General features: G+C 69.7%; 14 protein-coding genes. 7 read left to right on the forward strand and 7 right to left on the reverse strand.

The annotated features are described in order from the left end of the window. Window positions 1-293: 293 nt before the first annotated feature. Genes QC180_RS09980 through QC180_RS09990 form a run of 3 tightly spaced genes read right to left on the reverse strand, consistent with a single transcriptional unit; the run spans window position 294 to window position 3,310 of the window. Window positions 294-2,372, reverse strand: a complete 2,079-nt coding sequence (locus QC180_RS09980) for an MMPL family transporter (RefSeq protein ID WP_278262360.1) — start codon at window positions 2,370-2,372, stop codon at window positions 294-296. A 20-nt stretch (window positions 2,373-2,392) separates the two neighbouring features. Beyond that, window positions 2,393-2,926 (reverse strand): WKL family lipoprotein, encoded by a 534-nt coding sequence (locus tag QC180_RS09985; protein WP_278262361.1) that lies wholly within the window; start codon window positions 2,924-2,926, stop codon window positions 2,393-2,395. A 6-nt stretch (window positions 2,927-2,932) separates the two neighbouring features. Next, the gene (locus tag QC180_RS09990; RefSeq protein ID WP_278262362.1) at window positions 2,933-3,310 is read right to left on the reverse strand and encodes a hypothetical protein; all 378 of its coding nucleotides are present in this window, start codon (window positions 3,308-3,310) and stop codon (window positions 2,933-2,935) included. 134 nt (window positions 3,311-3,444) lie between these two features. On the opposite strand from QC180_RS09990, the gene QC180_RS09995 reads away from it, so the two are divergent. Genes QC180_RS09995 through QC180_RS10005 form a run of 3 tightly spaced genes read left to right on the forward strand, consistent with a single transcriptional unit; the run spans window position 3,445 to window position 5,797 of the window. Beyond that, window positions 3,445-4,455, forward strand: a complete 1,011-nt coding sequence (locus tag QC180_RS09995; RefSeq protein ID WP_278262363.1) for a hypothetical protein — start codon at window positions 3,445-3,447, stop codon at window positions 4,453-4,455. Continuing rightward, window positions 4,455-4,709 (forward strand): DUF5703 family protein, encoded by a 255-nt coding sequence (locus tag QC180_RS10000; protein WP_278262364.1) that lies wholly within the window; start codon window positions 4,455-4,457, stop codon window positions 4,707-4,709. The genes QC180_RS09995 and QC180_RS10000 overlap by 1 nt, the downstream gene beginning before the upstream one ends. Before the next feature lie 8 nt (window positions 4,710-4,717). After that, window positions 4,718-5,797 carry a quinone-dependent dihydroorotate dehydrogenase gene (locus QC180_RS10005; RefSeq protein ID WP_278262365.1) on the forward strand — a complete coding sequence of 360 codons (1,080 nt, stop codon included), beginning with the start codon at window positions 4,718-4,720 and terminating at the stop codon, window positions 5,795-5,797. Window position 5,798: 1 nt separating this feature from the next. Here QC180_RS10005 and QC180_RS10010 read toward each other — a convergent pair whose 3' ends face one another. Next, window positions 5,799-6,191: a hypothetical protein gene (locus tag QC180_RS10010; RefSeq protein ID WP_278262366.1), complete on the reverse strand. Its 393-nt coding sequence runs from the start codon at window positions 6,189-6,191 to the stop codon at window positions 5,799-5,801. 171 nt (window positions 6,192-6,362) lie between these two features. On the opposite strand from QC180_RS10010, the gene QC180_RS10015 reads away from it, so the two are divergent. From QC180_RS10015 to QC180_RS10025, 3 genes are all read left to right on the forward strand, one after another. Further along, window positions 6,363-7,847, forward strand: a complete 1,485-nt coding sequence (locus QC180_RS10015) for a PfkB family carbohydrate kinase (protein WP_278262575.1) — start codon at window positions 6,363-6,365, stop codon at window positions 7,845-7,847. A 101-nt stretch (window positions 7,848-7,948) separates the two neighbouring features. Beyond that, on the forward strand, window positions 7,949-8,662 hold the full coding sequence (locus QC180_RS10020) for a GTP cyclohydrolase II (RefSeq protein ID WP_278262367.1): 714 nt from the start codon (window positions 7,949-7,951) through the stop codon (window positions 8,660-8,662). A gap of 131 nt (window positions 8,663-8,793) precedes the next feature. Then, window positions 8,794-10,620, forward strand: coding sequence for an AMP-dependent synthetase/ligase (locus QC180_RS10025; protein ID WP_278262368.1), 1,827 nt, complete (start codon window positions 8,794-8,796; stop codon window positions 10,618-10,620). 57 nt (window positions 10,621-10,677) lie between these two features. Here the strand turns inward: QC180_RS10025 and QC180_RS10030 are convergent, their stop codons facing one another. Both QC180_RS10030 and QC180_RS10035 read right to left on the reverse strand, forming a co-directional pair. Next, entirely contained in the window at window positions 10,678-11,205 is a 528-nt protein-coding gene (locus QC180_RS10030; RefSeq protein WP_278262369.1) for a YbhB/YbcL family Raf kinase inhibitor-like protein, read from the reverse strand. Window positions 11,206-11,230: 25 nt separating this feature from the next. Further along, the gene (locus tag QC180_RS10035) at window positions 11,231-12,592 is read right to left on the reverse strand and encodes a M20/M25/M40 family metallo-hydrolase (RefSeq protein ID WP_278262370.1); all 1,362 of its coding nucleotides are present in this window, start codon (window positions 12,590-12,592) and stop codon (window positions 11,231-11,233) included. 463 nt (window positions 12,593-13,055) lie between these two features. On the opposite strand from QC180_RS10035, the gene QC180_RS10040 reads away from it, so the two are divergent. Further along, entirely contained in the window at window positions 13,056-13,718 is a 663-nt protein-coding gene (locus QC180_RS10040) for an endonuclease/exonuclease/phosphatase family protein (RefSeq protein ID WP_278262576.1), read from the forward strand. 248 nt (window positions 13,719-13,966) lie between these two features. Here QC180_RS10040 and QC180_RS10045 read toward each other — a convergent pair whose 3' ends face one another. Continuing rightward, complete coding sequence (locus tag QC180_RS10045) at window positions 13,967-14,590, reverse strand: TetR/AcrR family transcriptional regulator (RefSeq protein ID WP_347567317.1); 624 nt, start codon at window positions 14,588-14,590, stop codon at window positions 13,967-13,969. Window positions 14,591-14,593 lie beyond the last annotated feature (3 nt).

Below are 14,593 nucleotides of genomic sequence, written 5' to 3' on the forward strand. Positions count from 1 at the left end.
CGAATCGGCCGGAGGGGCCGCCCCCACGTCTAAAGCTTTGTTTTAGACGTGGGGTGTGTGTGGAGTAGCGGATGGATAGGGAGATTTATATTAGTAGATGCGCATATCCAAGTATCAACATGTTGTTTCTGGAGAAAACCGAGACCGAAGATCCACAGTTGTTCGTCCTCACGCAGGGTTGGTCACTCAACTCCCTACGCACTCCATGCCCCGTGGCACGGCTTCTCCCCTACCCCGGTAGGTGGTGGCAGACAACCGAAAGGCCCGCTCCCCCACCACCTACCGGGCGGTGCTCACCGCCAGATGATCTTCAACAGGGCAGGTGTCAGCACCATACGGATGATGGTGGCGTCGATGATGAGCGCGACGATCATGCCGTAGGCGATGTACTTCATCAGGACCAGATCGGAGAAGCCGAACGCGCCCGTGACGACGATCAGAATGGCCGCGGCCGAGGTGATCACGCCGCCGGTGTGCGCGACGCCGTAGCGGATGGACTCGGTCGCGTCGGCCCCGGACGCGCGCTTCTCGGCGATCCTGGACAGCAGGAACACCTCGTAGTCGGTGGACAGCCCGAAGATCACCGTCACGATCAGCGCCACCACCGCGAACATCAGCGGCCCCGGGGTGAAGGCGAAGGTGTCCGAGCCGTGGCCCTCCACGAAGATCCACGTCAGCACGCCCAATGTCGACATCAGGCTGAGCACGCTCATGGCGACGGCCTTCACCGCCAGGATCACCGAACGGAAGGCGATCATCATCAGGGCCAGAGCCGCGGCCATCAGAATGGCCAGGAGCAGCGGTAGGCCGTCGATCAGGCCGTTGATGCTGTCGCGTTCCAGCGCGGGGATACCCGCGACCATCACCTCCACCCCCGGTGGTGCGGGGAGGGCGCGCAGCGCGTCGATCACGCGGTCGGCGTCGCGCTTGTCGCTCAGGCCCGCCGAGAGGACATTGACGTCGTTCTTCGTCGGCGCGGCTGGCTCGAATCGGCCGGTCAATCCGGGGATCTGATTGGCCTCGAAGCGGATGTCGCTCAGTTCCTGCGGGGAGGCGCCGACGACGACCAGTTTCAGCGGCTCGGTGCGGAAGCCGGGGAAGAGCCGGTCGAAATCCTGCTGGGCGACGCGCGCCGGATTGTCGGCGGCCAGATACTTCTCGCTGATGCCACCGAACTCGATGTGGCGCATCGGGATACTCAGGGCCAACAGGGCCAGCACGATCGGCACGACCACCGCCCACGGCCGCCGCATCGCCCACTGCGCCAGTCGGGAGAAGAACCCGGCGTCGATCTCGGCCTCGGTCTTGCGGCGGGTGAAGCGTTTCCAGCCCAGCCAGTCGATACGGGTGCCGACGATGCTCAGTGCGGCGGGCAACGCCGTCACCGACAGCAGCGCCGCCAGCATGACCGCGGAGATGCCGCCGTAGGGCACCGAACGCAACACGCCGTTGGGGAAGATGAACAGCGCGCCCAGACTCACCGCGATGATCGCGGCGGAGAACAGCACGGTGCGGCCCGCCGTCGCGACCGTGCGCGCGGTGGCCTCCTCCACGTCATGTCCCGCGGCCAGTTCCTCGCGGAATCTCGTGACGGTGAACAGCCCGTAGTCGATCGCCAAGCCGAGGCTGACCAGCGTCATCACCGCGCTGGCGAACACATTGACCTCGATGTGGGCGGTGAGCAGACGCAGAATCCCGGACGTACCGAGGATGGTGAGCCCGCCGATCATCACCGGCAGCAGCGCGCCGATCACGCCACCGAACACGAAGTACAGCAGGATCGCCACGATCGGCAGCGCGATGATCTCGGCGCGCTTGATGTCGTGCTGCATCCCGATATTGATGCCCTCGACCACCGGCTGCAGCCCGGCCAGCTGCACCGTGGTGCCGCCCGGTCCCCCACCGGGCACGTCCGCGTTCAGATGCGGTTTCAGCGCCAGGTAGTTGTTGACGGTGGCCGTGCCGCCCCCACCGGCCAGTCCGATGCTGGCGAAGGCGTGCTGTTTGGTCGGGTCGGAGGCGTTGGCCGAGAACGGGCTGTCCCAGTAGCTGTCGATCTTGTGGATGCGTTCGCCGTACCGCGCGCGCAGATCCGCCAGGGCGGCCGTCACCGGGCCGCGCACGGACGGGTCGTCGACGGTGGTGCCCGGCGGGGCGGTGTAGATGACGATCAGATCGCCGTCGGTGTCGCGGCCGAAGGTGTCGTCGGCCAGTTTCGAGGCCGCCACCGACTGGCTCGACTCGTCGAACCAGCCCTCCTGGGTGTAGCGACCGGCCAGGTCACGACCGAACCAGCCGGAGATCAGCACCGTCAGGACGAACAGTCCGAGCACGAGGTAGCGGTGGCGGTGGACGAACCGACCCCACCGCATCGAACGCGATTCCCGCATGCTCAGCCGCAGGCGGCGGTGCGGTAGTCGGCAGAGCGCAGGATGCCGCACAGATCGGTACGCGAGATCTTCCACTTACCGTCGAGCAGCACGAAATGCACGATGGTGGTGCGGACATTCGTGCCCGAACCGTCCTTGTCCAGGCGCATGGTGGCGGTGAGCGTGCCGTCGCGGTTGTCGAAGACCGGGTCGACCACGCCGTAGACGGCGTGCGGATTGTCGCGCAGCGCCTTGTACATGTCGGGGATGGCGTCCTTGAACGCGGCACCGTCCTCGATCAGGTCGGTGCGCTCGACATCGGGCAGATTCGGGTCCAGCGCCCGCTTGATCTGCGCGTCGAGTTCGGCGGCGCTCGGCAGCGGCGCGTTGGCCTTGCTGGAGGAGATCGCGATCGAGGACGCGAGGGAGGCGTTGGCCGAGGATCGCGCGGCGTCGACCGAGGCCTCGTCGGTGGTCCCCGAGCACGCGGTGAGCGCGACGAGGGCCGAGAGGCAGGCGGTGGCAGCGGCGGCCCTGGCGAAAAGTGTGGAAGACATCACCATCTACATACCATCAATCGCCGCGCTGATCCGGCCCAGGAGGCCCCGCATCATCGTGGTGTCCCGGCCCGCGGCCCCGGCGACCGGCGTGGTGTGGTGCAGCAGGTCGCGCACGAAGGCGGTCACGCTGCGCTCGTCGCCCAGGTCGATATCGGTGACCTGGCCGTGCGCGGTGGCCACCACGTCCTCGGGTTGGGGGACGGCTTCGCCCAGGTCGGCGCGATAGATCTCGATGGTCAGTGTGGCGCCGCGGGTACGGAAGACGAAGGGGCGGCCGTCCTCGGTGGTGCCGAAGCCGTGGGCGAACGGGCCGACGGAGATGTCCTCGATGCCGAACCCCGCTGGTGTCATCGTGGCGATCTCCTGCCGTTGCTCGGCCATCAATTGTCGACGCGTCAACAGTAACCCGCGTCACCGACAGCCCCGACGGCCCCACCCGGCTGGAGCTACTGGTGAGTCATCATGGTCAGATGGTGATCAGCGGTCACCTCGTGCGGAATAAAGGAGTTCGGTGCATGCGCCCTCGTGGCTCGGTCGCCTCAGCGTTTCTCGGCGCGGCGGCACTGGTGGTGCTGACGGGTTGTGCCGGTGACGACGGCGGCCCCGACGTGCCGACCAGGGAACCCGCCACCGCGGCCGTCTCCCCCGCCACCGCCACCTCCCCCGCGGGCCGGGTCCTGCCCGCGCCCGCCACCAAGGCCCTGCTCGCCGAGCGCTCGACCGGCCGGGTCGTGGCCCTCGACACCGCGGGCACCACACTCACCCTGATCGATCCCGCCGCGGCCACCACCGCTCGCACGGTCACGCTGCCCGCCGCGGGCGTCTCGCTCGCCCAGGGCAAGGAGGGCGAGGTCCTGATCGCTGCGCCCGGTCGGGTGCTGCGCGTGGACGTGTCGACGGGCGCGGTCACCGAGACCCCCGTCGACGGTGACGTGCGCAGCGTGCAAACTCGCAGCGACGGCACACTCGTCGTCGGAACGGCCGATGGCACTGTGCGCGTCCTCGCCGCCGACGGCACCGTGACGCGCACCGTCACCGGTCTCGTCTCGGCCGACGCCATCGCGCTCACCGGTGACGACATCACCGTCCTCGACCGCAGGCAGACCGCCGTCGTCAGCGTCCGCGACGACGCGCTCGGCCTGATGCTGCGCGCCGGTGACGGGGCCGCCAACCTGGTCACCGACCCGCACGGACGCATCATCGTCAGCGATACCGACGGCGGTGAACTGCTGGTCTACTCGGCCGGTCCGCTCGTGCTGCGGCAGCGTTTCCCGGTACCATCATCGCCTTACGCGCTCGCCTACGATCCGCGTTCCGACACGGTGTGGGTGACCCGCACGCAGACCAACGAGGTGGTCGGCTACGACCTGTCGACGGGCATCGGTGTCGAGGTGGGACGCTTCCCGACGCTGCGCCAGCCCGACGCGGTGACTGTCGACGAACGCACCGGCGACCTGTACGTGGCCTCGGCCGCGGGCGACGGTCTGCAGCGGATCGGCGCGGACGAGCGGAAGAGAGGGCAGTGATGGCCACCAAGCCTCGCGGTTCGCGCTCGGCGATCCCGCCGAGCTGGGAAACCAGCAACGACGACTACGAGTACGTGCCGCTGCGGCTGCCGCCCGACGTCACCCGGGTCACCGCGTCCATGCGGCTGGCCATCCAGGCCGAGTTCGGCGGGTGGGAACTGTCTCGGGTCCGCGCCTACACCGACGGCAGCCGCCGGGTGTTGTTGCGCCGCCGCAAGAACACCGTCCTCCCTGTGCCCGAACCCGGATTGTGAGCCGACCCATGTACGCCCTGTTGTTACGCCTGATGTTCCTGATCCCGCCGGAGCGGGTGCACCACCTCGTGTTCGCCAGCCTGCGGTTCGCGACCTGGTTCCCGCCCACCCGCTGGCTGGTCCGCAAGTTGACCGTCGTCGAGGATCCGATCCTGGCGACCACCGCGTTCGGCGTCGATTTCGCCGCCCCGCTCGGCCTGGCGGCCGGGTTCGACAAGAACGCCGACGGCGCGAACACCTGGGGTTCGCTCGGCTTCGGTTTCGCCGAGATCGGCACCGTCACCGCGCACGCGCAGCCGGGCAACCCGGCTCCGCGCCTGTTCCGGCTGCCCGCCGACCACGGCCTGATCAACCGCATGGGCTTCAACAATCACGGTGCCGCCGCGGCCGCCGCCCGGCTGCACGGCGCGCGTCCGACGGTCCCGATCGGGGCCAATATCGGTAAGACCAAGGTCGTCGAGCCCGACGCCGCCGCGGCCGATTACGCCACCAGCGCGCGTCTGCTGGGCCCACTGGCCGACTTCGTCGTGGTCAACGTGTCCTCCCCCAACACTCCGGGGCTGCGCGATCTGCAGGCGGTCGAGTCGCTGCGTCCGATCCTGCAGGCCGTGCTGGACTGTGTCTCGGTGCCGGTGCTGGTGAAGATCGCCCCCGACCTGTCCGACGAGGACGTCGACGCCGTCGCCGATCTCGCGGTCGAACTCGGCCTGGCCGGGATCGTCGCCACCAACACCACCATCCGCCGCGACGGTCTGCGCACCCCGGCGGCCGAGGTGGCGGCCATGGGCGCCGGTGGGCTCTCCGGTGCCCCGGTGGCCGATCGGTCGCTCGAGGTGCTGCGCCGCCTGTACGCCCGGGTCGGCGACAAGGTGGTGCTGATCTCGGTGGGCGGGATCGAGACCGCCGAGCAGGCGTGGGAGCGCGTTCTCGCCGGTGCCACGCTGCTGCAGGGCTACACCGGTTTCATCTACGGCGGCCTGTTCTGGACCACCCGGATCCACCGTGGCATCGCGGCGAAGCTGCGCGCGGGCGGATTCCGGTCGCTGGCCGAGGCGGTCGGCGCCGAGCACCGCGCGCACTCGGCCTGAGCTAACCGAAGTAGACCCGGCGGGTCGCGTTGCCGTGCCCGAACAAGGAGGGCGCGGTGCGCGGGCCCGCCGGAGCCGTCTGCGGGGCGAAGGCGGCGGGGTCACCGTCGTAGCGTTCGATCATCCGCTTGTACAGCCGGATGATCGCCTGTTCCCAGACGATGCCGATGGTGTCGGCGTAGGCGTTGATCTGCGCGTGCGCCATGCGGTCGTGGGTGGCGTTGACATCGCTGAGCAGTTCGTCGAGCTGCATGCCCGCGAAAGCCTGTTCGCGGGAGAGTTTCCGGTCGGGCAGCCAGCTGAGGACCCAGATCTCCGGGTCGGCGCCCACGCGTTCGGCGTACTCCGGGCTGCGGGTACTGCGCATGTCGTTCGGGGTGAGGTGGATGGTCATCGGACACCTCCGATTTTCCCTGAGGGGAGCGGTGGCTCCCGGGTGAATGCCCACTTCCAGTGTGGCATTTGCCCTTCACTGCGGTCAATTGCCGTTGTAAATTGGTAATTGCCCGAAAAGCGGGTCGCTAAACACCTTTCGCGTCGACATCTGGAGGCCGAGCGCGTGCCGATGGTTCCGCAGGACCCCCGTACGGACGTGGTGCGCGCCATTCTCGCGCGCCTCGGCAAGTTCTCCGGGGTGAGCGCGGATCGGTTGCGGCACACCGAGATCGGGGCGGCGCCGATTCTGGAATTGCCCGTGGTCACGCGCTATGCGCAGCACGCCGGGATCGCCCCGGAGGACGCCGTCCTACCGGTCCTCCGGGAGGCCGCCCGGCAATTGCCACCCAGCCAGCGACTCATCGCCGACGCCACCCTGGTGCTGGGCCTGCTCCGCGATCCCGCGATCGCCGGTGTCGACCCGGGCGCGCTGTACGCGGTCAACCTCGGCGCGCGCCGAATCCACCTGGCAGAGCAGTGGACCCGTCTACACACCGCGCTCGGCGCGCAGACGATCCCCGACGCGCCCACCGTCAAGCGGCTGCGGTCCAGCGCCGAACGTGAGGCGCTCACCGCGCTGGCCGCGCTGCTCACCACCGGACCGGCGCCCGATCCCGGCCCTGGGACCGACCCGCCCGCACCGCTGTCCACCGAGGTGGTCACCGTGGTGGGTGACGCCGTGATCGATCACCTCTACCGTGTGGACACCTTCCCCGGCGAGAACTCCCCCGTCGGAGGCACTTTCGCCGGTGCGCCCGGCGGCAAGGGGCTCAACCGGGCGGTGGCCGCGGCGCGGCTCGGGCTCGATGTCCGGCTGCTCGCCGCCATCGGCGCCGACGACAACGGCCAGCAGATCCGCGATCTGCTGGCCCGCCACCGCATCGGTGAGTCGCTGGTCCGGGTGGTGCCCGACGCCGCGACGCTGGTGACCGCCGTGATCATGACCCCGAGCGGGGAGGTCCGGCTGATCGGCTGCCGGGACCCGCACGTACAGCTCACCACCGAGGACCTCGACACCGAGACCGTGCGCGCGACGCTGGCCGCGTCGTCGGTCGTCGTGCTCACCTTCGAGCAGCCCGCCGCGATCCTCGAGCATCTCCTCGCGCACCTGCGCGGACTGGACCGGCGGCCGCACGTGATCGTCTGCGCGACACCGAGTCCGGCCGCGCCGCAGAGCCTCTACATGTATCTCGACGTGGTGGACCATCTCGTCGGCTCGAGCACCGAGCTCGACGCGCTGCTACCCGAGGTCCACACCGCCTCCCCCGCCGACACCGCGCGCAGACTGCGTGGTCTCGGCGTGTCGACGGTCTGCGCGGTGGACGGGTTCGCCTGCGCGGTCTACTCCGAGGGCGAGGACATCGTCGTCGACCACTTCCCCCAGGTGCTCAAGGCCGCCGTCGGCGCGGCGGCCGCGTTCGCCGCGGCGCTGGCCGCGCGGGTGGTGGAATCCGCTGGCGCGCCGACCGTCGCGGACTACGTGTGGTGTACCGCGGCCATGCTGCCGACCCAGAAGCTGGGTGCGGTCTCGACGGTGTTTCCCGACGTCGCCGAGGTGGATCGGGTCGTGCGCGTGTACTCCGGCGCCGTTCACCCGGATGTGACACCCGGTTGACGCCCGCGGCGACACTCCGGGAGTAGAGTCGCGCCGTTGCCTTGCCCCCTACTGTCCACCCGCCGGGTCGCCCGGTGCCGGAACAGCCCTCGGAGGAGCGCTTGACGATCATCGACACGGTCGAGGATCCGCGGCCGGATCATCTGTTCAGCCGCAACGGCACCCAGCTGCGCGTGCAGGTGCACGCGCTCGACAGCGCCACCGACGGCGGTCATCTGCTGGTGTTCGGCGAGCTCGGTGCGCGGCCGCTGGTGCGGGTGCACTCGCGGTGCCTCTACGGTGACGCGCTCGGTTCCGACGACTGCGACTGCGGTCCGGAGCTGGCGCTGTCGATGGATCTCATCCAGGCCGAGGGCGGGGGCGTGCTGGTCTATCTCGAACAGGAGGGACGCGGCGCCGGACTGGTGTGGAAGGCCATCGGCTATCGCACCAGCGAGCAGTACGGGATCGACACCTTCGACAGCTACGAGCGGCTCGGCTTGGACCCCGACGGCCGTCGCTACGAGCACGTCGCCAAGGCGCTGCTCGACCTCGGCATCCATCAGGTGCGGCTGCTCACCAACAATCCGGAGAAGCTGCGGGCGCTGGCCGAGGCGGGAGTCGCGGTCGAGGTGATCCCTCTCGCGATCCAGCTGCGTACCGACCGAGGGCGCCGCTATCTGGATGCCAAGATCCGGCGCCGCAAACACATGATTCCCCGCGATTTCGCGCCGTGGGCGCCGCACTACTCGGCGTCCGCCGAGGTCGCGAGCGTGCCGGAACGCCCGCGTCGGCCACGCTGGTGGCGACGTTTCGGCCTGAGCGGTCGTGGGTAACCCACGCCACAATCCCGTATGTCCGGTTACGATGAGTGAGCCGCGCCACTGCTGACGCCCATCGCTCGAGACGATGAGACAGTTCCACTCGCATTGGCTCGGTGTCCGCTCGGCCTATCGGGAACAGGGATATGACAGACATCGGTTTCGCGCACGCTTCCGGCGTCACGGTGCACACCGTGCCCGCCGCCTTCCAGCAGACCGCCGCAGTGCGGCCCGACCAGATCGCGCTGCGCACGGTCGGCGGCACCCAGGAGATCACCTGGGCGGAGTACGCCACCCGGGTGCGCGCACTCGCGGCGGGCCTGGCGAAACTCGGTGTGGGCCACGGGGACGCGGTCGGGATCATGCTCACCAACCGCCCCGAGTTCAACCTCATCGACACCGCCGCCCTGCACCTGGGCGCGACCCCGTTCTCGGTGTACAACACCAGCTCCGCCGAGCAGATCGCGCACGTGTTCGCCAACGCGGGCAACAAGGTGGTCGTCACCGAGCAGGCATTCCTCGACGTCATCCGCGAGGCGGGCGGCGAGATCGACCACACGGTGCTGGTCGACGGCACCGCCGCGGGCACCATCACCCTCGCCGAGCTCGAGGCCGACCCGGCCGCCGATTTCGACTTCGACGCCGCCTGGCAGGCGGTGCGGCCGGGCGATCTGGCGACCCTGATCTACACCTCGGGCACCACCGGCCCGTCCAAGGGTGTCGAGCTCACCCAGAGCAATGTGATCGCCCAGGTCGTCGGCCTGGTGTCGGGTCCGCTGCCGGTCGGTTTCGACGACCGCGCCGTCTCCTACCTGCCCGCCGCGCACGTGGCCGACCGCATCTCCGCGCACGCGATGAGCCTGCTCACCGGCATCCAGATCACCACCGTGCCCGACCCGCGCGAGATCGCCGCCGCGCTGCCCGACGCGCGCCCGACCGTCTTCTTCGGCGTGCCCCGGGTGTGGCAGAAGATCAAGGCGGGCATCGAGAACAAGCTGGCCGTGGAGCCGAGCCCGGTCAAGAAGGTGCTGGCCAACTGGTCGATCGGGGTCGGTGTCGCGCAGGCCAAGGCGAAGCTGTCCGGGGAGGGCGGTTCGGTGCTGCTGGGCGTGCAGCACAAGATCGCCGACACGCTGGTGCTCTCGAAGCTCCGCGAGGCGCTCGGTTTCGCCGAACTGAAGGTGGCCGCCTCCGGCGCGGCCCCGGTGCCGCCGGAGACCCTCGAGTACTTCCTCGGTCTCGGTTTCGCCGTCAGCGAGGTGTGGGGCATGTCGGAGACCACCGGTGTGGGCACCTACACCGAGATCGACAAGCCACGGCCCGGCTCGGTCGGCCGGGTGATGGACGGCTGCGAGCTGCGTCTGGACTCCGACGGCGAGGTGCTGCTGCGCGGCCCGATCGTCACCCCGGGCTACCGCAACATGCCCGACAAGACCGCCGAGGCCATCGACGACGCGGGCTGGCTGCACACCGGCGACATCGGCACCCTCGACGCCGACGGCTACCTGCGCATCGTGGACCGCAAGAAAGAACTCATCATCAGCGAGGCGGGCAAGAACATCGCCCCGTCCAATATCGAGAACGCGATGAAGGCGGCCTCGTCGATGATCGGTCAGGCCGTCGCCATCGGTGAGGCCCGGCCCTACATCACCGCACTGATCATGCTCGATCCCGATGTGGCCGCGTTGCGCGCCAAGGAGTTCGGCGCCACCGACGCCACCCACGCCGAGCTGGCGCGGCGCAAGGAGATCGTGGACGAGGTGCGCGAGGCCGTGCTCGCGGGCAATCGCAAGCTGTCGCGGGTGGAGCAGATCAAGCGCTTCGTCGTGGTGGAGACGCTGTGGGAGCCGGGCGGCGACGAGCTCACCCCGAAGATGTCGCTCAAGCGCACCCCGATCGCGAACAAGTACGCCGACACGATCGAGGCGCTCTACGCCGCGACGCCGCCGGAACACGTCGTCAACGTGAAGTAGCGATCGGTACGACAGTGGCCCCGGACGATTACCGTCCGGGGCCACTGTCGTTGTGGCTCAGCGCTCTTCGTAGGTGCCGACCAGGGTGGCCCGGCCGAGGGTGTGGAAGAACAGGTTGAAGCCGAGAAACGCGGGCGCGGCGTCCGGCCCGACCTCGAGTTCGGGGACGTCGACCGCGTGCACGACCACGTAGTAGCGGTGCGGGCCGTGGCCCTTCGGCGGCGAGGCGCCGACGAAGCCGGGGAATCCGCCGTCGTTGCGCAGAGTCACCGCCGCGGCGGGCAGGGTGCCGCCCTCGCTGCCCGCGCCGGAGTCGAGGGAGGTCACCGAGGCGGGGATGTTCGCCACGGCCCAGTGCCAGAAGCCCGAGGCGGTGGGCGCGTCCGGGTCGAAGACGGTCACCGCGAAACTCTGGGTGCCCTCGGGGAATCCGGACCAGCTCAGCTGGGGCGAGATGTCCTTGCCGCCCGATCCGAACACGCCCGACACCTGGTCGTTGGCCAGCGGCTGCCCGTCGGTGATGTCGGCGGAGGTGACGGTGAACGAAGGCACCTGCGGCAGTGCGTCATAGGGGTTGTAGCTCATGGAGACCTCTCGGAGTGGTGGTCGATCAGCTGTGCAGAAGGAAATGTTCCAGTACCCGGGTGCCGAATTCCAGTGAGTGCACCGGCACCCGTTCGTCCACCCCGTGGAACAGGGCGGTGAAGTCCAGTTCCGGCGGCAGCTGCAGCGGCGCGAAGCCGAAGCAGCGAATACCGATCCGCGCGAAGGCTTTCGCGTCGGTGCCGCCGGAGAGCATGTAGGGCACGGTGCGGCCCTGCGGGTCGTTGGCGAGGACGGCGTCGTTCATGGCGTCGACCAGGTGGCCGTCGAAGGTGGTCTCGTAGGAGTCGAGTTTGGTGATCCACTCGCGCTCCACATCGGGGCCGATCAGCTCGTCGACCTCGCGTTCGAACGCGGCCTGGCGGCCGGGGACCACGCGGCAGTCCACCACGGCCTCCGCGGTCTGCGGGATCACGTTGGCCTTGTATCCCGCCGAGAGCATGGTCGGGTTGGCGGTGTCGCGCAGGGTGGCGCCGATGATGCGCGAGATGGTGCCGAGCTTGGCGAGCTGCCCCTCGATGTCGGGGCTGTTCGGGTCGAACTCGAGCCCGGATTCCTCGCTCACCGCGGCCAGGAATTCCGCGACCGAGTCCGAGAGCACCAGCGGGAAGGTGTGTTTGCCCAGGCGGGCAACGGCTTCGGCGAGAATGGTGACGGCGTTGTCCTCGTGCAGGAACGAGCCGTGCCCGGCGCGGGCCTTGGCGCGCAAGCGCATCCAACCCAGGCCCTTCTCCGCGGTCTCCACCAGGTAGAGCCTGCGTTCGGTGCCGTCGGGGCGGGGCACGGTCAGCGAGAAGCCGCCGACCTCACCGACCGCCTCGGTGACGCCGTCGAACAGGTCGGGCCGGTTGTCCACCAGCCACTGCGAACCCCACCGGCCGCCGTTCTCCTCGTCGGCCAGGAACGCGAACACCAGATCGCGCGGCGGCACGGTGCCCTCGGCCTTGAACTGGCGCGCCAGCGCCAGGGTCATGCCGACCATGTCCTTCATGTCGATCGCGCCGCGACCCCACACGTACCCGTCGCGGACCGCGCCCGAGAACGGGTGCACGCTCCAGTCGGCGGCCTCGGCGGGCACCACGTCGAGGTGACCGTGGATCATCAGCGCGCCCCGGCTCGGGTCGGCGCCCGTCAACCGCGCGAAGACATTGCCGCGCCCCGGGGCGCCCGATTCGACGTATTCGGTCTCGTAGCCGACGTCCTGGAGTTGCTGGGCCACCCATTCGGCGCATTCGCGCTCGCCCTTGGTGGTCGCCAACTCGCCGGTATTGGAGGTGTCGAACCGGATCAGCGTGCTGACCAGCTCCACCACCTCGTCCACCGCGCGGGACCGACCGTTCGAACCAGAATTCTCGCCAGATGCCGACACGTCCCTTTCCTACCACTGTCGGACCCCACCCCGCGCCACCTCCCCGGACTCGCACCGATTCGCCGCTGCTCGCCGCACCGCGCGAGTACAACTCGCGGTGAGCGCAATTGCCCCGCGCGGCCACCGCATTCGCCACGCGATCCGGGCGCGTGGTTGGCTGACGGGGTGAGATCGCGCAGGGTCCGGATCGGAATCGCGTTGCTGGCCGGGGCGACGACGCTGACGGGGGTGGTCGGGGTCGCGCTGCATGTCGTCGGCTGGGCGGTGGAGCCGCTGGTGCTGGCCGCCTCCGGCGCGCCCTACCTCATGGCTGGCGCGGTCCTGGGCGCGGCGGGATTCGCGGTGACGCGGCAGTGGATCGCGACCGGGGTGGCCACGCTGGTCACGGTGATCGGCATCGCGACGCAGGCGCCCCCTGTACCTCGCCGACGGCGCGGACGGCGCCGGAGTCGAGATCACGGTGATGCAGGCCAATCTGCTCTTCGACGGTGCCGATCCCACCGCCCTGGTCGAGCAGGTGCGCGCCCGGGATGTCGCGCTGCTCACGGTCAACGAACTCACCCGCCCGGCCGTGGACGCGCTCGGCCGGGCCGGGCTCGACGAGGTGCTGCCGCACCGCTATCTGGCGCCGGGGCAGACCGCCAGCGGGACCGGGATCTGGAGCCGCTATCCATTGTCGGAGACGGTCGAATACGACGGGTTCGTGCTGAACCAGATCTCGGCGACCGCGGCGGTGCCCGAGGTGGGCCCGGTCTCGGTCTTCGCGATCCATCCCGTGCCACCGATCTACGACACCGGTGTCTGGGCCGACGAGCTGACGCGGCTGACCGCGATCATCGAACGCGCGCCGACCGGGCGTCCCGTGGTGGTCGGCGGCGATTTCAACGCCACCCACGACCACACCCGGTTCCGCGCGATGGTCTCCGGGCGCTTCGCCGACGCCGGGGCGCAGGTGGGAGCGGGCAGACTGGTCACCTATCCGACCGACAAACGCATCCCGCCGGTGGTCGGCATCGACCACGTGCTGCTCGCCGGGGCACACGCGACCGGTGTCGAGACGGTGGACCTGCCGGGGGCCGATCACCGCGCGTTGCTCGCGCGCATCGTGCTGCACCACCAGCCGTAGACCGGCTAACCCGCCGCGCGTTCGTCGCTGCGGGGCGTACTCCCTCGGGCGGTGATGGACGGCGCTTGGCGAGCAGCGCGGGTGTCGCGAGCAGTGCGAGCAATGCGGGCTTCGCGGGCACCGCGGGCTTCGCGAGTGGCGCGGGCAGCGCGAGTGGCGCGGGCAGCGCGAGTGGCGCGGGCAGCGCGAGTGGCGCGGGCAGCGCGAGTGGCGCGGGCAGCGCGAGTGGCGCGGGTCCGCCGAGTTCGCTAAGTGCCGGACACTGTCGCGTCGGCTTGGGCCGTCGCGTCTCGCGTGGGCGGGAGCTCGCCGACCAGCGCGTCGACGCGGGCCGCCATCGCCCGGCCCGCGGCGTGGAGGGGCTCGGCGGATCGCAGGGTGCGGCCGAGGATGAACGCGCCTTCCATGGCGGTCAGGATGGCCAGGACCAGGTCGCGGGCGGCTGGTTCCGGCAGTCCGCGGGTGTGGAAGTAGGCGGTGCCCTGGTCGATCCAGTCCCGCACGACCTCGGCGGCGACCTCGCGCAAGGCCGGTTCGCTGTCGGCGATCTCCCCGGCGACCGTGCCGACCGGGCACATGTTCATCCAGCCCGAATCCTCGAGCGTGCGCGCGGCCTCGGTGAAGGCGGCGGAGACCGCGACGCGCAGGTCCTCGTGCGGGTCCATGAGCAGCGGTATCAGCTGGATGTAGGCGGCGCCCGAGGTGCGCAGCGCTTCGGCCGCGATCTGCACCTTGCCGTGCGGGAAATGGTGATACAGCGAGCCCATGGGGGCCTGAGCCGCCGCGGTGATCTGTTTGACGGTGATGGCGCTGTAGCCGTGGACCCGCAGCAATTCGCCGACCGCGACGACCAGCCGTTCCCGCGTGGTCATTGA

Origin of the sequence: Nocardia anocheti, assembly GCF_029675105.1 — a bacterium.
GTDB lineage: Bacteria > Actinomycetota > Actinomycetes > Mycobacteriales > Mycobacteriaceae > Nocardia.

Coding starts and splice junctions, on each gene's coding strand:
- QC180_RS09980 (WP_278262360.1), bottom strand. CDS start 2,372: ATGCGGTGGGGTCGGTTCGTCCACCGCCACCGCTACCTCGTGCTCGGA.
- QC180_RS10040 (WP_278262576.1), top strand. CDS start 13,056: ATGCAGGCCAATCTGCTCTTCGACGGTGCCGATCCCACCGCCCTGGTC.
- QC180_RS09990 (WP_278262362.1), bottom strand. CDS start 3,310: ATGGCCGAGCAACGGCAGGAGATCGCCACGATGACACCAGCGGGGTTC.
- QC180_RS10010 (WP_278262366.1), bottom strand. CDS start 6,191: ATGACCATCCACCTCACCCCGAACGACATGCGCAGTACCCGCAGCCCG.
- QC180_RS10045 (WP_347567317.1), bottom strand. CDS start 14,590: ATGACCACGCGGGAACGGCTGGTCGTCGCGGTCGGCGAATTGCTGCGG.
- QC180_RS09995 (WP_278262363.1), top strand. CDS start 3,445: ATGCGCCCTCGTGGCTCGGTCGCCTCAGCGTTTCTCGGCGCGGCGGCA.
- QC180_RS10000 (WP_278262364.1), top strand. CDS start 4,455: ATGGCCACCAAGCCTCGCGGTTCGCGCTCGGCGATCCCGCCGAGCTGG.
- QC180_RS10005 (WP_278262365.1), top strand. CDS start 4,718: ATGTACGCCCTGTTGTTACGCCTGATGTTCCTGATCCCGCCGGAGCGG.
- QC180_RS10025 (WP_278262368.1), top strand. CDS start 8,794: ATGACAGACATCGGTTTCGCGCACGCTTCCGGCGTCACGGTGCACACC.
- QC180_RS10015 (WP_278262575.1), top strand. CDS start 6,363: ATGGTTCCGCAGGACCCCCGTACGGACGTGGTGCGCGCCATTCTCGCG.
- QC180_RS10030 (WP_278262369.1), bottom strand. CDS start 11,205: ATGAGCTACAACCCCTATGACGCACTGCCGCAGGTGCCTTCGTTCACC.
- QC180_RS09985 (WP_278262361.1), bottom strand. CDS start 2,926: ATGTCTTCCACACTTTTCGCCAGGGCCGCCGCTGCCACCGCCTGCCTC.